Source organism: Ruegeria sp. CH8 (assembly GCF_056536985.1).
The window spans coordinates 213,363-233,896 of the sequence record NZ_JBQFQR010000001.1 but is presented as its reverse complement, the minus strand read 5'-3'; the positions used below and the strand labels follow the sequence as shown (position 1 = coordinate 233,896).

At 59.2% G+C, this 20,534-nt stretch carries 20 protein-coding genes; 14 read left to right on the top strand and 6 right to left on the bottom strand.

Going from position 1 to position 20,534, the window contains the following annotated elements; translation table 11 throughout:
* Positions 1-29: 29 nt before the first annotated feature.
* Entirely contained in the window at positions 30-1,571 is a 1,542-nt protein-coding gene (locus ACR0ER_RS01200) for a trimethylamine methyltransferase family protein (protein WP_480767363.1), read from the top strand.
* Here ACR0ER_RS01200 and ACR0ER_RS01195 read toward each other — a convergent pair whose 3' ends face one another.
* On the bottom strand, positions 1,572-1,859 hold the full coding sequence (locus ACR0ER_RS01195) for a DUF6477 family protein (protein WP_480767362.1): 288 nt from the start codon (positions 1,857-1,859) through the stop codon (positions 1,572-1,574).
* 253 nt (positions 1,860-2,112) lie between these two features.
* On the opposite strand from ACR0ER_RS01195, the gene ACR0ER_RS01190 reads away from it, so the two are divergent.
* Both ACR0ER_RS01190 and ACR0ER_RS01185 read left to right on the top strand, forming a co-directional pair.
* The gene (locus ACR0ER_RS01190) at positions 2,113-3,222 is read left to right on the top strand and encodes a DUF6456 domain-containing protein (protein ID WP_480767361.1); all 1,110 of its coding nucleotides are present in this window, start codon (positions 2,113-2,115) and stop codon (positions 3,220-3,222) included.
* A 44-nt stretch (positions 3,223-3,266) separates the two neighbouring features.
* On the top strand, positions 3,267-4,190 hold the full coding sequence (locus ACR0ER_RS01185) for a LysR substrate-binding domain-containing protein (RefSeq protein ID WP_480767360.1): 924 nt from the start codon (positions 3,267-3,269) through the stop codon (positions 4,188-4,190).
* A gap of 52 nt (positions 4,191-4,242) precedes the next feature.
* Here ACR0ER_RS01185 and ACR0ER_RS01180 read toward each other — a convergent pair whose 3' ends face one another.
* On the bottom strand, positions 4,243-4,791 hold the full coding sequence (locus ACR0ER_RS01180) for a redoxin family protein (RefSeq protein ID WP_480767359.1): 549 nt from the start codon (positions 4,789-4,791) through the stop codon (positions 4,243-4,245).
* 264 nt (positions 4,792-5,055) lie between these two features.
* Between ACR0ER_RS01180 and lipA the strand changes: the two genes are divergently transcribed.
* Both lipA and ACR0ER_RS01170 read left to right on the top strand, forming a co-directional pair.
* The gene (gene lipA / locus ACR0ER_RS01175) at positions 5,056-6,006 is read left to right on the top strand and encodes a lipoyl synthase (protein WP_480767358.1); all 951 of its coding nucleotides are present in this window, start codon (positions 5,056-5,058) and stop codon (positions 6,004-6,006) included.
* A complete protein-coding gene (locus tag ACR0ER_RS01170; protein WP_480767357.1) occupies positions 6,003-7,160 on the top strand; it encodes an amidohydrolase in 1,158 nt (385 codons plus the stop codon). The genes lipA and ACR0ER_RS01170 overlap by 4 nt, the downstream gene beginning before the upstream one ends.
* Here ACR0ER_RS01170 and hpt read toward each other — a convergent pair.
* Positions 7,147-7,689, bottom strand: a complete 543-nt coding sequence (gene hpt / locus ACR0ER_RS01165) for a hypoxanthine phosphoribosyltransferase (protein ID WP_480767356.1) — start codon at positions 7,687-7,689, stop codon at positions 7,147-7,149. The two genes, ACR0ER_RS01170 and hpt, sit on opposite strands and share 14 nt — an antisense overlap.
* Before the next feature lie 72 nt (positions 7,690-7,761).
* On the opposite strand from hpt, the gene ACR0ER_RS01160 reads away from it, so the two are divergent.
* Positions 7,762-8,208, top strand: coding sequence for a type II toxin-antitoxin system RatA family toxin (locus tag ACR0ER_RS01160; RefSeq protein ID WP_480767355.1), 447 nt, complete (start codon positions 7,762-7,764; stop codon positions 8,206-8,208).
* Between the two features lie 37 nt (positions 8,209-8,245).
* Entirely contained in the window at positions 8,246-9,541 is a 1,296-nt protein-coding gene (locus ACR0ER_RS01155) for an MmgE/PrpD family protein (RefSeq protein ID WP_480767354.1), read from the top strand.
* Here the strand turns inward: ACR0ER_RS01155 and pyrC are convergent.
* Positions 9,538-10,575 carry a dihydroorotase gene (gene pyrC / locus ACR0ER_RS01150; RefSeq protein WP_480767353.1) on the bottom strand — a complete coding sequence of 346 codons (1,038 nt, stop codon included), beginning with the start codon at positions 10,573-10,575 and terminating at the stop codon, positions 9,538-9,540. The genes ACR0ER_RS01155 and pyrC overlap by 4 nt on opposite strands.
* A gap of 136 nt (positions 10,576-10,711) precedes the next feature.
* On the opposite strand from pyrC, the gene ACR0ER_RS01145 reads away from it, so the two are divergent.
* Both ACR0ER_RS01145 and ACR0ER_RS01140 read left to right on the top strand, forming a co-directional pair.
* A complete protein-coding gene (locus tag ACR0ER_RS01145; RefSeq protein ID WP_480767352.1) occupies positions 10,712-11,620 on the top strand; it encodes an AAA family ATPase in 909 nt (302 codons plus the stop codon).
* Positions 11,621-11,678: 58 nt separating this feature from the next.
* On the top strand, positions 11,679-12,935 hold the full coding sequence (locus ACR0ER_RS01140; protein ID WP_480767351.1) for a vWA domain-containing protein: 1,257 nt from the start codon (positions 11,679-11,681) through the stop codon (positions 12,933-12,935).
* On the opposite strand, the gene ACR0ER_RS01135 is transcribed toward ACR0ER_RS01140, so the two are convergent.
* Positions 12,936-13,439: a hypothetical protein gene (locus ACR0ER_RS01135; RefSeq protein WP_480767350.1), complete on the bottom strand. Its 504-nt coding sequence runs from the start codon at positions 13,437-13,439 to the stop codon at positions 12,936-12,938.
* 234 nt (positions 13,440-13,673) lie between these two features.
* On the opposite strand from ACR0ER_RS01135, the gene ACR0ER_RS01130 reads away from it, so the two are divergent.
* The 5 genes from ACR0ER_RS01130 to ACR0ER_RS01110 all read left to right on the top strand — a co-directional run bounded on the left by ACR0ER_RS01130 (position 13,674) and on the right by ACR0ER_RS01110 (position 19,609).
* Positions 13,674-14,642 carry an XdhC family protein gene (locus ACR0ER_RS01130; protein ID WP_480767349.1) on the top strand — a complete coding sequence of 323 codons (969 nt, stop codon included), beginning with the start codon at positions 13,674-13,676 and terminating at the stop codon, positions 14,640-14,642.
* Positions 14,639-15,640, top strand: coding sequence for a molybdopterin-binding protein (locus ACR0ER_RS01125; protein ID WP_480767348.1), 1,002 nt, complete (start codon positions 14,639-14,641; stop codon positions 15,638-15,640). Before ACR0ER_RS01130 ends, ACR0ER_RS01125 begins: the two co-directional genes overlap by 4 nt.
* A gap of 151 nt (positions 15,641-15,791) precedes the next feature.
* On the top strand, positions 15,792-16,277 hold the full coding sequence (locus ACR0ER_RS01120) for a (2Fe-2S)-binding protein (RefSeq protein ID WP_480767347.1): 486 nt from the start codon (positions 15,792-15,794) through the stop codon (positions 16,275-16,277).
* An 80-nt stretch (positions 16,278-16,357) separates the two neighbouring features.
* The gene (locus ACR0ER_RS01115; protein ID WP_480767346.1) at positions 16,358-18,718 is read left to right on the top strand and encodes a xanthine dehydrogenase family protein molybdopterin-binding subunit; all 2,361 of its coding nucleotides are present in this window, start codon (positions 16,358-16,360) and stop codon (positions 18,716-18,718) included.
* A 99-nt stretch (positions 18,719-18,817) separates the two neighbouring features.
* The gene (locus tag ACR0ER_RS01110) at positions 18,818-19,609 is read left to right on the top strand and encodes an FAD binding domain-containing protein (RefSeq protein ID WP_480767345.1); all 792 of its coding nucleotides are present in this window, start codon (positions 18,818-18,820) and stop codon (positions 19,607-19,609) included.
* Between the two features lie 43 nt (positions 19,610-19,652).
* On the opposite strand, the gene ACR0ER_RS01105 is transcribed toward ACR0ER_RS01110, so the two are convergent.
* Positions 19,653-20,498: a MurR/RpiR family transcriptional regulator gene (locus ACR0ER_RS01105; protein ID WP_480767344.1), complete on the bottom strand. Its 846-nt coding sequence runs from the start codon at positions 20,496-20,498 to the stop codon at positions 19,653-19,655.
* Between the last annotated feature and the right edge of the window lie 36 nt (positions 20,499-20,534).

Below are 20,534 nucleotides of genomic sequence, written 5' to 3'. Positions count from 1 at the left end.
CAACGTGAACATTACAACGGGGCTATCTCATGGCAGAGGCAAACCGACGCAGAGCCAGAGGCGGTGGCGGAGCCGCCCGGCGGGCCGAGCGCACCGCGGTTCGTATCGAAACCGCGAAATACATCGAACGGAACATTCCGAATTTCGAAGTTCTCAACGAAGAGGCGTTGGAGATCATCGAGGCCAATGCGGAAACCATTCTGGCCGAGGTTGGCGTCAACTTTGTTGACAACCCGGGTGCGCTGCAGCGTTGGAAAGACGCTGGCGCCGATGTCGACGGTGAGCGCGTGCGCATCCCGCGCGGCCTGGCGCGTGAGCTGATCAAGACGGCGCCCAGCCAGTTTACCCAGCACGCCCGCAACCCCGAGAAATCGGTTGTCATCGGCGGCCGCAACCTGGTTCTGGCGCCGGTCTACGGTCCTCCGTTTGTGCGCGATATCCATGGCGGTCGACGTTATGCGACCATGGACGACTTCAACAAGTTCGTGAAACTGGCCTATATGTCCAAGTGGCTGCACCACTCGGGCGGAACTGTTTGCGAGCCGACCGACGTTCCGGTGAACAAGCGTCACCTTGACATGCTGATGGCGCACATGACCCTGTCGGACAAGCCGTTCATGGGCTCGGTCACCGATCCCAGCCGCGCGCAGGATTCGGTTGATATGTGCGGGATCCTGTTCGGCAAAGAGTTCGTGCAGGAAAACACTGTCATGACCTCGCTGACCAACATCAACTCGCCGATGACCTTCGACGACGTGATGATGGGCTCGCTCGAGGTTTATGCGGCAAACAATCAGGCCTGCATCATCTCGCCCTTTATTGTCGGCGGCGCGATGGCACCGGTTTCGGTGGCAGGTACACTGACACAGGTTCTGGCCGAGGTTCTGGCCGGTGTGGCATACAGCCAGATCATCCGTCCAGGTGCTCCGGCAATCTTTGGTGCCTTCGTGTCGTCTATCGACATGAACTCGGGCGCGCCGACCTTTGGGACGCCCGAGGCGTCTCTGGTTACCTATGGCGCAGGTCAGTTGGCACGGCGTTTGAATCTGCCTTTCCGTTCGGCTGGCTCGTTCTGTGGATCGAAGCTGCCGGATGCGCAGGCGGCCTATGAGACCGCGAATTCGCTGAACATGGGCCTGATGTCCGGTGTGAACTTCATGCTGCACTCATGCGGCTGGCTGGAAGGCGGTCTGGTTGCAGACTTTGAGAAGTTCGTCATGGATGCTGATCAGCTGGGCGTTCTGCACGGTCTGGCCAAAGGCATCACCTATGACGAGAACTCGCAGGCCATGGATGCAATCCGCGAAGTTGGCCCCGGCGGCCACTATCTGGGTTGCGCGCATACTCAGGCCAACTTCAAAGAGGCGTTCTGGAAGAGCGAAGTGCTGGACTATAAGCCGTTCGAGACCTGGGAAGACGAAGGCGGGCGCGACACGCGGACTTTGGCCGCTGCGCGGGTCGAGCATCTGCTGGCCAACTACCAGCAGCCGCAACTCGACCCGGAAATCAACGCCGCGCTGAACGAATACGTGGCGGAAAAGAAAGCATCCATGCCGGATGCTTTCACCTGATCACTGATATTGCGAGGCGCGGCTGGCTTGATACAGCTGCGCTTCGCCCAACAACGCGATCAACAGATCCAGATGGCGCACCAGGGAATAGGCCGCGTCTTCCTCTAATCTCTGCGCGTTAACCTCTCGTTCCATTTCCATCAGTCGAACCAGTGCTGCGCCGGTGCCTGGCAGCGAGCCGTATCCCAGAATACGTTGCAGATGACGGTCCCGATCATAGTCCTGCGCCCCAAATTTCGCGGCCCGAGCCAACAGGCGGGGACGGCGGAGGGTGCTAATCATCGTCATCAAGTCTTGCATCTCGGGGGTTCCTTGTTCGAGTGGAAGTCGCTCCTTTTGTCACACAACCTAAGCGAGTGTAGCCTTGATTGGGCTCGCGCCGAACTCTGACTTCATGAGTGTTTATGTTTTTGAATCAAATCTGGTTCTTGTCCCCGTGGGTTAACGAACGAGTAACGAAAGCAACTCTAGTTAGAATTGGTTAACAAACTCATCGGGGGCGATTGAGAACAGATTTTTGTTTCGACGAGGGCAAGGAACTATGGAAAATAACATGGCTTTCACCATTCCGGCTTGGGTACCTGAGGGGGCGCAGAGATATCTTGCTCACACAGAGACCGGCCAGTCGATCCGCGACATCGCGCGATCCGCGGGGTGCCATGCTTCAACCATTCTCAGACAGATTAGACGGATCGAAATGCGCCGAGACGATCCTTTGGTGGATGCCGCCCTGCAATCGCTGGCCGAGACGCATTTTACCGATCCGCAAGCGGGCGCGGGTGGCACGTTCACAGCCACTCAAGAGGAAACCGCAGCCGCCAGGGACGAGGAATTCAACCGTGAAGCCCTGCGGATTCTACGCCGGTTGTGTGAAACGGGATCGGTCCTTGCGGTGGCCGAGGAAATGGACAAGGCCGTTGTGGTTCGTGACACCGGCGACACCGGGGCCACCAGAACGGCCGTAGTGGAATGCAGGATCGCGCAGGCGCTGGCCTTGAAGGACTGGATTTCCTGTGACAATCCGGGGCGAATTTCGCGCTATCGGATTTCGTCGGCAGGTCGGGCCGCGCTGAGCTGTTTGATTGCCGAGGCCGAGAACAAGGCGCGCGAGCGTAGTGAATTTGGCATGGCCGAGGCGCAGGCGCCATTTCAGGCGCAATTGGCGCCGGGGCAGAGTACGTCTGCAAAAGCGGATCGGCCAAAGCGTATTCGCTACAGTGCGGCTGAAAGCCCTCTGATCGCCTTGGCACGCCGACGGGACCGGGATGGCAAGCCGTTTCTGGATGAATCGCTGGTGGCAGCGGGTGAACGTCTGCGTGAGGATTTTGAGTTGGCGCAAATCGGCCCAAAAGTCGCGCAGAACTGGGACCATTTCCTGACCGCCGGAGGGCGCGGTAGCTTCAAAAGCGAGGCGCATGGCGGGCGGGGCTCGTCCGATGCGCGGGATCGCGTGGAGCGTGCGCTGTCGGATCTCGGGCCGGGACTGAGCGACGTGGCGCTACGCTGCTGCTGTTACCTCGAAGGGTTGGAGCTGGCAGAAAAACGAATGGGCTGGTCGGCGCGGTCGGGTAAGATCGTGCTGCGGATCGCGCTGCAGCGACTCAAGCGGCATTACGAATGCCAGTCAGAGCGTAATCGCATGATCGGGTGATATGTTTTGGTTGCGTTCGTGCAGCCAAGTGATAATCACAGGTTATGAATTTCACCCTCAGACAGTTGCAGTATTTCAGCGCCGTCGCCGAACAACGAAATTTCGGCCGGGCGGCGCAGACCTGCCATGTGTCTCAACCTGCTTTGTCCGTACAGATCAAGGCGCTGGAAGAGAGCTTGGGTGGCCCGCTTTTCGAACGTCAGGCCCGCGACATCCTACTGACTCCGTTGGGGCGCGATGTGCTGGACCATGCGCGTCAGGTTCTGGGAGCCGCCGACAGGCTGGACCAATTTGCCAGGGATCGCTCGGGTGGGCACAGATCGCTGGCGATTGGGATCATTCCAACAATTGCGCCGTATTTGCTGCCCGGCGTTCTGGCTGGGTTGCGCGCCTCTGACGTGTCGCTGCGAGTGCAAGTACGCGAGGCCAGGACCGAGCGGCTACTGAATATGTTGCGTGCCGGGGAAATCGACGCTGGGGTCGTGGCTCTGCCGGTTGGGGGAAATGAGCTGTTCGAACTGCCCCTGTTTCAGGATCGGTTTCTTCTGGCCGGTAGCACGGCGCGCCTGCAGGGAATGGCAACAAACCCCGAGGCCCTTCGGCCACTGGACCTGAAAACCGCGCAGTTGATGTTGCTGGATGATGGCCACTGTTTGACGGATCAGGCGCTTGAGGTCTGCGGGCAGGACCGCAGCAGCGGGTTGATCAATATGGGTGCGTCGTCGCTGGCGACCCTGTCCCGACTGGTGGCCGAAGGCTTTGGCCTGACCCTGATGCCCGAACTTGCGGCGCGGTCGGAATCCGAAGCTGTGCCCGGGTTGAAATTAATGCGTTTCGGCACGCCGCAACCCGCACGGACGGTTGGTCTGGTGCGACGTGTGTCATCCGGTCGAGAGGGTTGGTTCGACGGTCTGGCTGAGGTCATTCAGCGGGTCGGCGAAGACATCGTGACCGCGACTCGCGCCTGAAAAAGAAAAGACCCGCCGATGGCGGGCCTTTTGTTTTGGATCGTAGAAAAGCTTAGGCCAGAGCCGGTTCCTTGACTTCGTCTAGGTGCTTTTTCAGGTTTTCCGGCGAGGACACGCCATAGGGGTCTTCCGGGCAGTTATCCATCAGGCCGGGCTCTTCGAACCATGCCTCGACGACGCCGTTGTTGACGATGGCAGCATAGCGCCACGAGCGCATTCCAAAGCCCAGGTTGTCTTTGTCGACCAGCATGCCCATCTTGCGGGTGAACTCGCCCGAACCATCCGGGATCACCTTGACGTTTTCCAGGCCCTGATCCTGCGCCCATTTGTTCATGACAAAGCTGTCATTCACCGACATGCAGTAAATCTCGTCGATGCCTTTTTCCTTGAATTCGGCATGACCGTTTTCAAAACCGGGCAGCTGGTAGGTCGAACAGGTGGGGGTGAACGCACCGGGCAGCGAGAACAGGATCACCCGTTTGCCGGCAAAGTAATCTGCAGTGGTCTTGTCTTCCCAACGGAACGGGTTGGGGCCTTCGACGGCCTCGTCACGGACGCGGGTGTGAAAGGTTACGTCAGGCAGTTTGGTACCGGATTTCATGCTCAAGTTCCTGTGATTCATGTGTGAACTGCCGCAGATTTAAAACAGTTCTAAATTGGCTTCAACGCTATTGTTGCCGCAAACGCGAATTCTGGCGGATACTGCAAAGCGGACTGTTTTCAATAGGATTTAGCCGGGATTTGTCTGGTGTTTTTCTGCAATTGCATAGTGCGCTGTTATGGCAGCTATGCATGGGTGGCGTAGCAATCTGTCACTGTTTATATTATGTCGTAGCAAAGTGACCAAAAGTCAGGAAAGCCGACCGTGCGTGATCTGAAGATCCCCGAACAACGTCATCCCGAAAAGGCGCATCGCCAGGACAATGCGCAGCCGAAAAAGCCGAAATGGATTCGGGTTAAGGCTCCGGGTGGAAAAGGGTATGCCGAAACCCACAAGATCATGCGCGAGAACAACCTCGTGACCGTCTGCGAAGAGGCCGGTTGCCCGAATGTCGGCGAATGCTGGAGCCAGGGTCACGCCACCATGATGATCATGGGTGAGATCTGTACCCGTGGCTGTACTTTCTGCAACATTGCGACCGGTCGCCCCGACGATCTGGACGCGTTCGAACCCGGTCGGGTAGCGCATGCCGTGCAAAAGCTGGGGCTGAACCACGTGGTTATCACCTCGGTTGACCGGGACGACCTGAAAGATGGCGGGGCAGAGCATTTTGCCCAGACCATCCGCGCGGTGCGTCACCGCTCGCCCAAGACAACGATTGAAATCCTGACGCCTGACTTCCTGAAATGTGATCCTTTGGTTCTGGAAACTGTGGTCGAGGCGAAACCGGATGTGTTCAACCACAACCTCGAAACCGTTCCGGGCCTTTACCCCGAAGTGCGCCCCGGAGCTCGGTATTTCCACTCGCTGCGTCTGTTGCAGCGGGTCAAAGAGATGGATCCGTCGATCTTTACCAAATCGGGCATCATGGTTGGCCTTGGGGAAGACGAACAACAGGTCCGGCAGGTCATGGACGATATGCGCGCTGCCGATATCGATTTCTTGACCATCGGTCAGTACTTGCAGCCCACGCCGAAACACCACGGCGTCGATCGCTTTGTCACGCCCGAGGAGTTCGCGTCCTACGAAAAGGCGGCTTACGGCAAGGGATTCCTGATGGTGTCCGCGACGCCTCTGACCCGGTCGTCCTACCATGCAGGCGATGACTTTGCCCGTCTGCGCGATGCGCGTCAGAAAAAGCTGGAGCAAGGGTGACCCCTGACACACTTTCGCGGCTGACTCGGCTGCGCCACGAATTGCATCAATACCCTGAGGTCTCTGGGCAGGAGGAACAAACCGCTGCCCGGATCTCGAATGAATTGCACGCCCGTGGTGCCGATCAGGTGCTGACGGGTATTGGCGGTCATGGGGTGGCGGGCGTTTTTGACAGCGGACAGGCCGGGTCAACCGTTGCTATTCGGTGCGAGCTGGACGGGTTGCCGATTCAGGAAATCTCTGACTCGGATTATGCTTCGCGTGTTCCTGGAAAGGGGCATTTGTGCGGGCATGATGGCCATATGACGATGGTTCTGGGTGTGGCCGAGCAACTGGCCCAATCCCGCCCGCAAACGGGCCGCGTGGTTCTGATCTTTCAACCGGCCGAGGAAACCGGGCAAGGGGCCATCGCCTTTCGGGCCGATCCAAAGTTTGCCGAAATCGCGCCGGATTTTGTGTTTTCCCTGCACAACCTGCCGGGCTTGGCGCAGGGGGACGTGCTGCTGTGCAAGGGGCCCGCGAATTGTGCCTCGCGTGGGATGAAGATTGTTCTGACCGGCAAAACCTCACACGCGGCGGCGCCACAGGACGGGGTGTCACCAGCTGGGGCGCTGGCGCTCCTGATGCCGCAATTGACGGGGTTGGGGCAGGGCGGGGCTCTGGATGCTGAGTTTGCCCTGACCACGGTGACACACGCTAATCTGGGCGAACCGACCTTTGGCGTTGCCCCCGGTAGGGCCGAGCTTTGGGTGACCTTGCGCACTGTCGCCGATGCGCGAATGCAGAACCTGATGAACGAGGCCGAGGCGTTGGTTGCGCAGGTCGCTTCAGATCAGGGGCTGGGCTATGAGATCGGTTATGAAGACGTGTTCGAGGCCTGTGTGAACGCGCCCGAGGCTGTCGATATCCTCAGCAGGTCCTGTGATGAAGCGGACGTGCCATGTACGTTGGCATCCAACCCGCAAAAGTTTTCGGAAGACTTTGGACAGTTCGGCAAAGGCGCCAAGTCTGCAATGTTCTGGCTTGGGTCGGGGGTGGATCACCCCCAACTGCACAACCCGGATTACGATTTCCCGGACGCTCTGATCCCGATCGGAACCGGGATTTTCGTCGGTGCGATTCAGCAGGTGTTGGGGCCGCTTAGTCCTCGGTAAAGCGGACCTTGCCGATGAAAGGCAGGTTGCGATTGCGTTGGGCGTAGTCGATTCCGTACCCCACAACGAATTCGTCTGGAATTTCGAAGCCGATCCAGTCGGACCGGAAATCGACCTCGCGCCGACTGGGTTTGTCCAGCAGTGCGATGGACCTCAGCCGCGCGGGTTTGCGGCTGCGCAGCAAGTTGGTCACGTGGTTCAGAGTGTGGCCGGTATCGACGATATCCTCAACGACCAGAACGTCGCGCCCTTCAATTGCACCGCGCAAGTCCTTGAGAATACGCACCTCTCGGCTGCTTTCCATCGAATCGCCGTAGGATGATGCTTCAAGAAAATCCACTTCGATCGGCAGGTCCAACTCGCGTACCAGATCAGCGATAAAGACGAAACTGCCACGCAGCAGGCCGACCACGACCAGTTTGTCGGTGTCGGCAAACTCGGTGCTGATCTCGCGGCACAGCTCTTCGATCCGGGCGGCGATGGCCTTGGCCGAGATCATCTCATCTATCACATATGCACGGTCGCTCATCGCTGCCCCCTTGATCTTTGGCGCGCAACATACGAAATCACGCGCCATTGTCACCTGTTAATACCGGACGCCATGCCTACTCATTCGGAAACCCGCCACCTGCCGTATACGGCGCAGCAGATGTACGACCTGATCGCGGATGTGGCGAAGTACCCCGAGTTTCTGCCCTGGTGTGCTGCCGCCCGTATCCGCCGGACCTACGCCGCCGGTGAAGCGCAGGTGATGGAGGCGGATCTGGTCATTTCGTTCAAGGTGTTCCGCGAACGGTTCGGCAGCCGGGTGACGCTGTTCCCCGATCAGATGAAGATCGACACCGAGTATCTAGACGGTCCGTTCAAATACATGAAGTCCGACTGGCAGTTCGCGGACGCGCCCGAGGGCGGGTGTAATGTGTCTTTCCACGTGGACTTCGAATTCAAGAACGCCATCCTGCAGGGCATCATCGGCGTCGTTTTCAACGAGGCCATGCACCGGATCGTTCAGGCGTTCGAGGCTCGTGCCGCGGATTTGTACGACTAGGTCTTTACCCGCAAATGGCGCACGCTAGACTGCGCCTATGAGCGATTTTTCCACTTCACTGGCCGCATTCGCAGCAGGCTCGGTCGAGACAACCTTGCAGACGCGGGTTGTCACCTCACTTTCCGCATTGGACTGGATTGCCGTGGGACGCGCCGGAGTTGATGAGCCGGTTTCAAAAGCCGTACGTGATCTTGTGTTGGGTGAAGAGGGCGCGGCGCAGGCGCATCTGTTTGGTGGCGGAGCGGCTCCGATGCGCGGGGCGGCCCTAGTCAACGGCACCGTGTCGCATGCGCTGGACTACGATGACACCCATTTCGCCCATATCGGCCATCCTTCCGTTGCTGTATTGCCCACGGCCTTGGCGCTGAGCGAATGGGATGATCGCATTCTTGTTGATTTTCTTGAGGCCGCGCTGGTGGGGATGGAGGTCTCGATCCGCATGGGCCTGTGGCTGGGCCGCGATCATTATCAGGCGGGGTTTCACCAGACCGCCACGGCCGGTGCATTTGGGGCCGGCGTGGCGGCGGGTCGCGTTCTTGGTTTTGACGTCACACAAATGCGGAAAGTGTTGGGGCTGACGGCGACCCGGGCCGCAGGCCTCAAAGCGCAATTCGGCACCATGGGTAAACCGTATAACGCGGGTCTTGCGGCCTCGACCGGGGTTGAAACCGCTTTGTTGATCGCAAAGGGTTTCGAGCCCAACATGGACGCGTTGGAGGGGCCGTACGGCTTTGGCACGACGCATAAAGGCGAGGGGGATGCGCCAGCCGCTTTGGCTGGGCTGGGTGAGGAGTGGTTGTTCGAAAGCATCAGCCACAAGTTCCACGCCTGCTGCCACGGCCTGCACGCCGCGCTTGAGGCCGCGCTTGATCTGGACATCGCCGAACCCGAGGTGGCCGAGATCAAGATCAAGACCCATCCGCGTTGGATGAGCGTGTGCAACCAGATGTCTCCGACCACCGGTTTGGGGGCCAAGTTCTCGTACAGAACGGTGATTGCGATGCAAGCTCTTGGCTATGACACGGCGCTGCCCGGCAGCTACACCGACAAGGTCTGCGCAGATCCGCGCCTGAAATCCCTTCGGGATCGGGTGTCTGTAGCGGCGGATGAAACGCTTTCAGAAACGCAAGCGCATCTTACCCTATTGCGCCGTGACGGCGCTCGGCTTGAGGCAACTCACGATCTTTTGACACCGATGACTCTATCGGACCGTGAAGACCGGGTGCGCGGCAAGGCCGCCAAGCTGATCGGAGAAGAAGAGGCGGACGCGATCTGGTCGATGCTGCGCACCGGTGGTCGCGCCCGCGATCTTGCACAAAGACTGGCGGTTTAAACCACGCGCCAGTGCAGCGGAAAGCCCGGCTCGAAGACAGTCACCGGACCATCTTCGGACTCGATTTTGTCGGGGTATTCAACCGGCGCGCCCTTGGTCAGGGTGATGCTGTCCTGGTTCACCGGCAGGCCGTAGAACGCAGGCCCGTTCAGCGAAACGAACCCTTCCAGCTTGTCCAATGCGCCTTCTCGGTCAAACATCTCAGCCACCAGCGACATGGTGTTTGTGGCCGTAAAGCAACCGGCGCAGCCACAGGCCATTTCTTTATTCGCATCAGTATGCGGCGCGCTGTCCGTGCCCAGGAAATACCGCTTATCTCCTGAGGTCGCAGCGGCCAGCAACGCCAGCCGGTGCTCTTCCCGCTTGGCGACGGGCAAACAGTAGTAATGTGGCTTGATGCCGCCCACCAGAATGTGATTGCGATTGATGATCAGATGGTGCGCGGTGATGGTCGCGCCCAGATCGGTCTCGTTGGCCTTTACGTAGTCTACGCCGTTGGCAGTGGTGATATGCTCCATCACCACACGCAGACCCGGAGTGGCCTTGCGGATTGGGTCCAGAACGCGGTTGATAAACACGGCCTCGCGGTCAAAGATGTCGATCTCAGCATCGGTGACTTCGCCGTGGACACACATGGGCAGACCGATCTCGGCCATCTTTTCGAGGACCGGACGCACTTTGTCGAAATCCCGCACACCCGAGGCCGAGTTTGTTGTGGCACCCGCCGGGTACAGCTTAACCGCCTTGACCAATCCGCTGGCGTGGGCGGCGGCTACATCATCCGCATCCGTATCCTCGGTCAGGTAGAGGGTCATCAGCGGTTCGAACGTCATGCCCTCGGGCAGCGCGGCCATGATGCGGTCGCGATAAGCGGCGGCCTGATCACCGCGCACCACTGGCGGCACGAGGTTGGGCATGATGATCGCACGGGCAAAATGGCGCGCGGTTTCGGGCAGGACGGCCTGCAACATCGCGCCATCGCGCAAGTGCAGGTGCCAGTCGTCGGGGCGGCGGATCGTGATGCTATCGGTCATGGCGCCTCCGCTATCACACAGGCCGCCGCCGGGAAAGACCTTGTCAGCGCGCCGGATCGTCGTAAGTCCCGGAAAGACCATGGCCTTGACGTGCGTGCGCTGCCGTGACCTTTTGTGGCGAGGGAGAGATTTGAATATGACGCAGCCAAATTCCATCGACGCCGTGCAGAACATGCTGGATGCGCAGGGCTATGTCTGCGGGCGCGCTCTTGCCACCGTTGTGTTCTTGTCGCTGAAACTCGGGCGCCCGCTGTTTCTTGAAGGTGAGGCAGGGGTGGGAAAGACCGAGATCGCAAAGGCGCTTGCCTCGGGCCTGAACCGCCGCCTGATCCGGCTGCAGTGTTACGAGGGGCTGGATGCGTGCTCGGCCGTCTACGAATGGAACTTTCCCGCACAGATGGTAGCGATCCGTACAGCGGAAGCTTCTGGCGGTGCAGACCGCAACGCGTTGCAAACTGAGTTGTTCTCGGATGAATATCTGATCGAACGCCCGTTGCTGCAGGCCATGCGCCCGGATGAAAGCGGTGCCCCCGTTCTGTTGATTGACGAGTTGGACCGTACGGATGAACCGTTTGAAGCCTTTCTGCTGGAGGCCCTCAGTGATTTTCAGGTCACTATTCCAGAACTCGGAACCGTCAAAGCACCAGAACCGCCAATTGTCATCGTCACCTCGAACCGAACGCGCGAGGTGCATGACGCGCTGAAACGCCGCTGCTTGTACCATTGGGTCGACTACCCCGATTTTGAACGGGAAATTCAAATCCTGCACGCCCGCGCACCTGAGGCTGCTGAGGCACTCAGTCGCGAGGTGGTCGCCTTCGTTCAGCACCTGCGCACCGAAGACCTGTTCAAAAAACCCGGCGTGGCCGAGACCATCGACTGGGCCAAGTGCCTGTTGGCGCTGGACGTGATCAACCTCAGCCCTGAAGTAATCGGCGACACGCTGGGTGCGATCCTCAAATACCAGGACGATATCCAGAAACTACAAGGGTCCGAGGCAAAACGGATTCTGGATGAGGCGAAAGCAACGCTGGAGCCCGCCTGATGCTTCAGCTTTTTCCAAATACTCCGAGGGTATGGGGGCAGCGCCCCCATGAACGATAGTGGCTGAACAACTCCCTATCGATATCCCGGACAACCCCAAACTCGCGCAGAACATCACCCATTTTGCCCGAGCGTTGCGGAAAGCCGGGTTGCCGATTGGAACGGGCCGGGTGGTTGATGCGATTCGGGCGGTGCAGGCAGCAGGCTTCACCGAAAAGCGGGATTTCTACTGGACCTTACACGCCTGTTTCGTGAACCGGCCCGAGCATCGGACAGTGTTCGCACAGGTCTTTCGGCTGTACTGGCGCGATCCGCGTTACATGGAACACATGATGGCGATGATGCTGCCCGCCATTCGGGGTGTACAGGAAGAGCGCAAAGCCGATGCCGCCGAAAAACGCGCGGCTGAGGCGTTGCTGGACGGTGTCGAACGTGACCTTTCGGAACCTTCCGAGTCCGAGGAAGAAACCGAACTTGAGATTGATGCCTCACAAACCGCATCATCCGAGGAACGGTTGCGCAGCCTTGATTTCGAACAGATGAGCACCGCTGAGATTGCTCAGGCAAAACGTATACTGGCGCGGATGACCCTTCCGGTGAAACCCATCGAGTCGCGCCGGGGACAGGCCAGTCACCTTGGCCACCGTATTGACCGTGCACGTACTTTGCGCTCTGCCATGCGTCAGGGTGGGGAATTGTACGAAATTGCATGGCTAAAACCTAAACCCCGTTGGCCCAACCTTGTGGTGCTCTGCGATATCTCGGGGTCAATGAGCCAGTACAGTCGGATCATCCTGCATTTCCTTCACACCGTTTCGAACGCCAAAGGGGCCGGATGGGCCAGGGTCCATGCTTTTACCTTTGGAACCCGTTTAACAAACATCACGCGCCATCTGAATCAACGGGACGTCGATGCGGCTTTGGCTGCGGCTGGGGCCGAAGCGCAGGATTGGGAAGGCGGCACGCGCATCGGAGAATGCCTGCATGCCTTTAATCGCGACTGGTCACGGCGGGTGATGGGGCAGGGTGCGGTGGTGCTGCTGATCTCGGACGGTCTGGACCAAGGTGATCCCGAGGCACTTGGGAAAGAGATTGAGCGGCTACACCTGTCTTCGCGCCGTCTGATCTGGCTCAATCCGTTGCTGCGCTGGGACGGGTTTGCCCCGAAGGCTCAGGGTGTAGCGGCGATGCTGCCGCATGTGGACAGCTTTCGCGCAGGTCACTCGATCGCGTCTTTAGAGGACCTTGCAACCGTTATCTCAAAACCTGACGACGTGGGAGAGAAAGCGCGGCTGATGACCGCGCCTTCGGGGTGATTAGCCAGCCACCTGTTCTTCGTTGCACTTACGCGCCATTTCCATGGCCTTGTAGGTGCCAGTCAGATCGACGGTGAAGGCAAACTCTTTCTCAGGAAACACGACCATGACCTTCTGCTTGGCGATGTCATCCGCGAACTGAGGATCGTCAGACAGAACATATCCGCCAGAATACCCTTTGGTGATATTACCTTTCATGCCGGTGGCTTCACCCAGATAGATGTTGTCTCCCAGCAGGATGGCTACGGCTTCTTTCTCGCCGCGTTTAATGTCGGTCTTGGCCTTGGTGAAAACGCCGACATAGCCAACACTGCGGTCTTCGGTCAGACCCATCTGAACCACGTTCTCAGCGTCATCCACCGCCTCGATCAGGCAAGACTTCTTGTCTTGGTCGATGAAGACTTTCCATCCTTCAACCTCACCATAACGCAGGAAAGTATCCGCGCTGACTGCGGTTGAAGCCAGCAGTCCGATTGCCGTTCCGAGTGTAAAAATGCGTTTCAACTCTCTGTCTCCCTTGTGAAATATAAATATGCGCATACCGGAATGCACCGTATGTGCGTGTAGGCTAGAATCAGGTTGATTGACAATCAATCCCTTGCGGCAATACCAGAAATCCAAGCGGGTTTGCACCAAAGTTTCAACTAATTAGCGCGGTTACAAAGATCCGGCGGTATCGGTTCCTTTTCATCCGGCCAAACCTTCCTATGTTGGGTCTGTACACTCCGGGAGGGTGCAATGGACAGATTCGACAACAGCTCAGAAACGGCCTTGCGCTGGTACAGCGAAGGAAGACCTGTTGCCTTGGCCACGGTGGTCGAGACCTGGGGCAGCGCGCCTCGGCGTGTCGGGGCTCAGCTGGTCATCGGTGGTGACAGTCGCATCGAAGGGTCAGTCTCAGGTGGATGTGTCGAAGGCGCGGTTGTGGTCGAGGCCCTAGAGGCGATCGACGAAGGCGAAGCGCGGCTGTTGGAGTTTGGCGTCAGCGATGAGGACGCCTTTGCCGTTGGGCTGGCTTGTGGCGGTACTATTCGGGTTCTGGTCGAACCTGTTGGAAGGGTGCTGCCCGAAACCATGTTGCGCGAATTGGTCGAGGCTCGTGCCCGGCGTGAGCCCGTGGCCTATGAGGTGAATATCGAAACCGGACACCGCGCGCTGCGGCGCAATGTATATGCCGATCGATTGCGTATGGATCGGTCAGGGTTCGAGGAAGACGGACAGACGTTCGTCGCGGTGCACAACCCGCCGCTGCGGCTGATTATCGTCGGCGCGGTGCATATCGCGCAGGCCTTGGTGCCAATGGCGCGGATCGCCGGATACGACCCGGCCATTATCGATCCGCGCGATGCCTTTGCGTCCAGTACGCGTTTTCCCGGTGAGACGATCCTGACAGACTGGCCGGACGAAGCGGTTGCCAAACTGGGGATGGACGCGCGCACTGCGGTGGTATTGTTGACCCATGACCCCAAGCTGGACGATCCGGCGCTGCAATCTGCGCTGAAGGCAAATGCCTTCTATATTGGTGCTCTCGGCTCGTCCCGGACCCATGCCAAACGGGTGGCGAGGATGAAAGAGGCGGGTTTCACCGACGAACAGATTGCGCGCATTCACGGGCCTATCGGTCTGGATATAGGCGCTGCGGACCCGTCGGAAATCGCGGTATCCATTCTGGCTCAGATGACCGCCGTTTTGCGGGGCAAAGCGTGAAATTCGGCCCCGTTCCCGTTGATCAGGCAGCCGGTGCAATCCTCGCGCACTCCGTAAAGGTTGGAGAAACCAAGCTGCGCAAAGGTCTGTTGTTGACAGCCGAGCATCAGAAGGCATTGGCGGATGCTGGGCACAGTTCCGTCACGGTTGCCCGACTTGATCCCGGTGATTGCCACGAAGACAAAGCGGCCGGGATGCTGGCCGACGCTCTGGTCCCTGATCCCAAAGCAGCAGCCTTGCGCTTGACGCAACCCTTCACCGGACGGGTGAACCTGTTGGCAGATGGTCCGGGTGTCGCGGTGCTGGATGTCGCGGCACTTGAAGCGTTCAATCAAGTCAACCCGATGATCACTGTAGCCACCGTGCCGCAATACCAGCAGATGAACGCGGGCGGCATGGTTGCGACGATCAAGGTGATTTCCTACGCAGTTCCGGGGGGCGACGTTCTTGAGGTGTCGCGACTGGCACAGCGCGCGATCCGTCTGGCCACACCCGTCTACCGAAACGCCGGTCTTGTGGTGACCGACATCCCCGGTGGACCGCCGAACGAGAAAGGCATCGCCGCCATTCAGGGGCGGGTAGAGGCGCTTGGGTTAGAGTTGGCCGATGTGCGTGTTGTACCACACCGGACTGAAGCACTTGCGACCGCAATCAGAGAAACGCGGGGCGATGTGTTGATGATCCTCACCGGCTCGGCCACCTCGGATGTTTCTGATGTCGCCCCCGAGGCGGTGCGCGCTGCGGGTGGGCAGGTAGATCGTTTCGGTATGCCGGTTGATCCGGGGAACCTGCTGTTTTTGGGGTCACTCGGCGAACGTCCGGTGATCGGGTTGCCGGGGTGCGCGCGGTCTCCGGCGTTAAACGGGGCGGATTGGGTCCTGTCTCGCGTGGCCTGCGGCATCAAAACGACTGGCGGGGATATTGCTGCAATGGGGGTTGGCGGACTGCTCAAGGAAATCCCGACGCGACCGCAACCAAGGGCAGGGCGAAAAGGGTAAAGCTGCGGTTATTTGCCTTTCCGGTTCAACGAAATAGATATTGGCGATCGTCCGGATGACCGACCAAAACAGTCGCTAAATATTTTTGTTCTCAAACAAATTTTCCCGTGTTTAACTCGGCGCAGGGAGAGTTTCATTTTGGGAGGAACATATGACACAGGTCTCAATGACCGTGAACGGAAAATCCGTGAGCGGTGATGTCGAGGGCCGGACGCTTCTGTCCAGCTTTCTGCGTGATCACCTGTCGCTGACCGGAACCCATGTGGGCTGCGATACCGCGCAATGTGGCGCGTGTGTGGTTCACGTGAATGGCGAGGCAGTCAAATCCTGTAACATGCTGGCGCTTGAGGCGGATGGGGCCGATGTCGGCACGATCGAGGGTCAGGCGAATTCGGATGGCTCGCTGAACGTGATCCAACAGGCGTTTCAGGATCATCATGGTCTTCAGTGCGGCTTCTGTACACCGGGCATGGTGATGAGCGCCGCAGCGCTGCTGAAGGATAACCCGCGCCCGACCGAAGCAGAGATCCGCAAGTATCTGGAAGGCAATCTGTGCCGCTGCACCGGCTACCACAATATCGTCAAGGCGATCATGGCCGCATCCGGTCAGGACGCGGGCAGCATCGCTGCAGAATGATGCCACTGCGGGCGTAAGAGGAGACGCCCGTGGGATGACATAGGGTGCATCAGCATCCGTTTATGGGAGGAGAACAAGCAATGCCCAAAGACAGTGGCATCGGAGCCAGTTCCAAGCGGCGCGAGGACGTACGCTTTCTGACCGGAGCGGGCAATTATACCGACGACATTAACGTGGCTGGACAGGCTTATGTGTATTTTCTGCGCTCGGATATCGCGCATGGTCGTTTGAACAACGTGGATACATCGGCGGCTGAGGCCATGCCCGGCGTGGTCAAGGTGTTCACCGGCAAAGATTTCGAGGGCGTGGGCGGGATGCCCTGCGGCTGGGAAGTGACCGACAAACACGGCGCGCCGATGCAAGAGCCGCCGCACCCGATTCTGGCGCAAGGTAAGGTACGCCATGTGGGCGATCCAATTGCAGCCGTTGTGGCCGATAGCCTCGAACAAGCCCGCGACGCGGCCGAGGCGATCGATGTGGACATTGAAGAACTGCCCGCCGTAATCGACATGAAAGCCGCCGCGCAAGATGGCGCGACGCTGGTCCATGACGATCTGAAGAATAACATCTGCTATGACTGGCAATTGGGCGAGGCCGATGACGCCAAGGTGAATGAGGTCTTTGTTAACGCGGCGCACGTGACCACTCTGGATCTGGTGAACAACCGCCTGGTCGCCAACCCGATGGAACCGCGCGTGGCGGTGGGTGAGTACAAGCGTGGGACGGATGAGTACACGCTTTATACCACCTCGCAAAATCCGCATGTGATCCGCCTGCTGATGTGCGCCTTTGTGCTGGGCTTGCCTGAGCACAAAGTGCGTGTGGTGGCCCCGGATGTAGGTGGCGGGTTCGGCACCAAAATTTTCCACTATGCGGAAGAGGCGTTTTGTACCTTTGCCGCCAAGGCCTGCAACCGCCCGGTCAAATGGACATCAAGCCGGTCCGAGGCGTTCATGTCGGACGCCCACGGTCGAGACCATGTCAGCAAGATTGAGTTGGCGCTGGATGCCGACAATAACTTTATCGGCCTGCGTACCAACACCTTTGCCAATCTGGGGGCCTATCTGTCGACCTTCTCCAGCTCGGTTCCGACCTGGCTGCACGGTACGCTGATGGCGGGCAACTACAAGACGCCGGTCATTCAGGTGAATGTGAAGGCGATGTTCACCAACACGGTGCCGGTGGATGCCTATCGTGGCGCTGGCCGCCCCGAGGCGACCTATCAGTTGGAGCGTGTTGTAGACAAGGCCGCGCGTGAGCTGGGGGTCGATCCGATTGCGCTGCGCCGCCAGAACTTCGTCACTCAGTTCCCCTATGACACACCGGTCGCGCTGACCTATGACACCGGGGATTATAACGGGACAATGGACAAGCTTGAGGCCGCCGCCGATCTGGCAGGCTTTGCCGCCCGCCGGGCGCAGAGCGAGGCCAATGGCAAGCTGCGGGGTCTGGGCATCAACTGCTATATCGAGGCCTGTGGCATCGCACCCTCGAACATCGTTGGTATGCTGGGGGCCCGCGCGGGTCTCTATGATGCGGCGACCGTTCGGGTGAACGCCACCGGCTCGATCAGTGTCATGGTGGGTGCGCACAGCCACGGGCAGGGGCACGAGACCGCCTTCCCGCAGGTTGTGGCCGACATGATCGGTATCGACGAGTCGATGGTTGAGATCGTGCATGGCGATACTTCAAAAATCCCGTTTGGCATGGGCACCTATGGGTCCCGGTCATTGGCGGTTTGTGGTTCGGCCATGGTCAAAGCGACCGAGAAGGTTATCGAGAAGGCCAAGCGGATCGCGGCCCACCTGCTAGAAGCGTCCGAGGCGGACATCGAGTTGAAGGACGGTCAGTTCAGCGTCGCGGGCACCGACAAGTCGGTCGCTTGGGGCGATGTGACTCTGACTGCCTATGTGCCGCATAACTATCCTCTGGAGGTCGAGCCTGGGTTGGAGGAAACCGCGTTTTATGACCCGGCCAACTTCACCTTCCCGGCAGGTGCCTATGCCTGTGAGGTCGAGGTTGATCCGGAAACCGGTCAGGTCACCATCGAGGCCTTCACTGCCGCCGATGACTTTGGGAACATCGTCAACCCGATGATCGTGGACGGCCAGGTGCATGGAGGCATCGGTCAGGGCATCGGCCAGGCGTTGTTAGAGAACTGCGCCTATGACGAAAACGGCCAGCTGTTGAGCGCGTCCTATATGGATTACGCCATGCCGCGTGCTGATGACGTGCCGTTTTACGGTGTGGACCATTCCAGCCAGACGCCCTGTACGCATAACCCGCTGGGTGTGAAGGGCTGTGGTGAGGCTGGTGCGATCGGCTCGCCGCCAGCGGTGGTCAACGCGGTTCTGGATGCGATGAATTCGGGCGGTAAGGCGATCGATCACATCGACATGCCGGTAAGCCCGTCGCGCGTCTGGGCGGCGATGAACAGCTAAGTTGAGAGGTTGGAGTGCGAGGGGCCAGCCCCTCGCGCTCCCCGGAGTATTTCCAAAAAGATGAAGGGCAAAGGAGTGCCTTTCGGAAAGGAAGACGAAATGTACAATTTCGAATTTGAGAAGCCCTCGACCATTGCTGATGCGGTTGCCGCATTGGGGAGCGAGGATGCTCAGGCGTTGGGGGGCGGGCAGACCCTGATCCCAACGTTGAAACAGCGGCTGGCGGCACCGTCCAAGCTCGTGTCAGTAAGCGGGATTGCAGAGATGCAGGGCGTTTGTGTCGAAGATGACGGCTCGGTAGCCGTTGGCGGGGCGACCACTCATGCCTCGGTCGCGTCCGAAGCCGCGGGCAGCTATCCCGCCCTTGCGGCGTTGGCGGGTCAGATCGGTGATCCGGCGGTGCGCAATCGCGGCACCATTGGCGGGTCGATTGCCAATAACGATCCGGCGGCCTGTTATCCGGCTGCAGTGTTGGGATCGGGTGCGACCGTCGTCACCAATGCGCGGCAGATCGCGGCGGACGATTTCTTTGAGGGGATGTTCTCGACCGCTTTGGACGAGGGTGAGATCGTCACCTCGGTTCGGTTTCCGGTACCACAGGCGGCAAGCTACCAGAAGTTTCTGCAACCGGCCTCGCGGTTTGCTTTGGTAGGCGTCTACGTGGCGCGTTTTGCCGACGGTGTGCGAGTTGCTGTCACCGGGGCAAGCGAGGATGGCGTGTTCCGTTGGTCTGAGGCAGAGGAGGCGCTCAACAAAGAATTCCGTGCTGATGCACTGATGGATTTGCGTATCAACCCGGCCAACATGATCGCCGATCTGCATGGTAGCAAGGAATACCGTTCGCATCTGGTCGGCGTCATGACCAAACGAGCCGTCGAAGCCTGCATGTAAGGCGCAGTGAATGAGCAAAGCCCCGGTGAAAGGCCGGGGCTTTTTATGTGCGGCGCAGTCTTGGGGGTTTGGCGGGTTGCCAGTAGGCCCCAGTGTCCTCGCGCGCTTTTTCATAGGCCTCGATCCGCTGCCGCGCCGCGTCTCCTCCGGCATCGAAGAGGTGACCCAGCAGGCATTCCAGAACAGCCATCGCTCCGGTGAAGCAGGAAAACGGGTACAGAGCGCGGGTGCTGACGGTGAAGGCGATGTCGGGCTCGACCCCAGGGGCGATCACGTTGCTGTCCGAGATCTGGATCAGGCGCAGACCTTGTTGTTTTGCAAACCGCATCGACTGAATGGTGTCCGCCGAATAGGGGTGGACGGTGATAGCGACGAGACAATCGTTTTGGTCAGCATCCAACAGGTCGTCGGCGGCGGACCCGATATGGCGTGGCACCAGTTGTATGCCCGGGTGCGCCATTCGACCCGTATAGGAAAAGTAATAAGCCAGCGCGTAGCTTGCGCGCGTCGCCGTGACGAAACACCTGCGGGATGTCGTGATGTGCCGGACGGCCTCGCGCGTCTTTTCGGGCTTCATCAGACGCAAGGATCGAGCGACTACGTTTTGTTCGTTCTGGGCAAGTTTGGCCTGGGCGTTGCTGAAGGCGTCCTCGGTTTGCATGGTGGTCAGCCAGTCCTGCCCCAGTTCGCCTTCGCGATCCGTGACCAATGCGTTGCGGAAAGGGGTGCGCAAAGCTTCGAAACTGTCAAAACCCATGCGATGCGCCAAGCGGACCAGAACATTCGAACTGACGCCGATTCTGGTCGCCGTAGTGCGGATCGGGTCCAGCCCGAAATCTCCGGGATGGTCGATGACGTACTTGGCGGCGGCTTGCAGGGCCGATGGCATCCGCCCGATGTCCTGGCGTAGCCGATCGGTGATTTG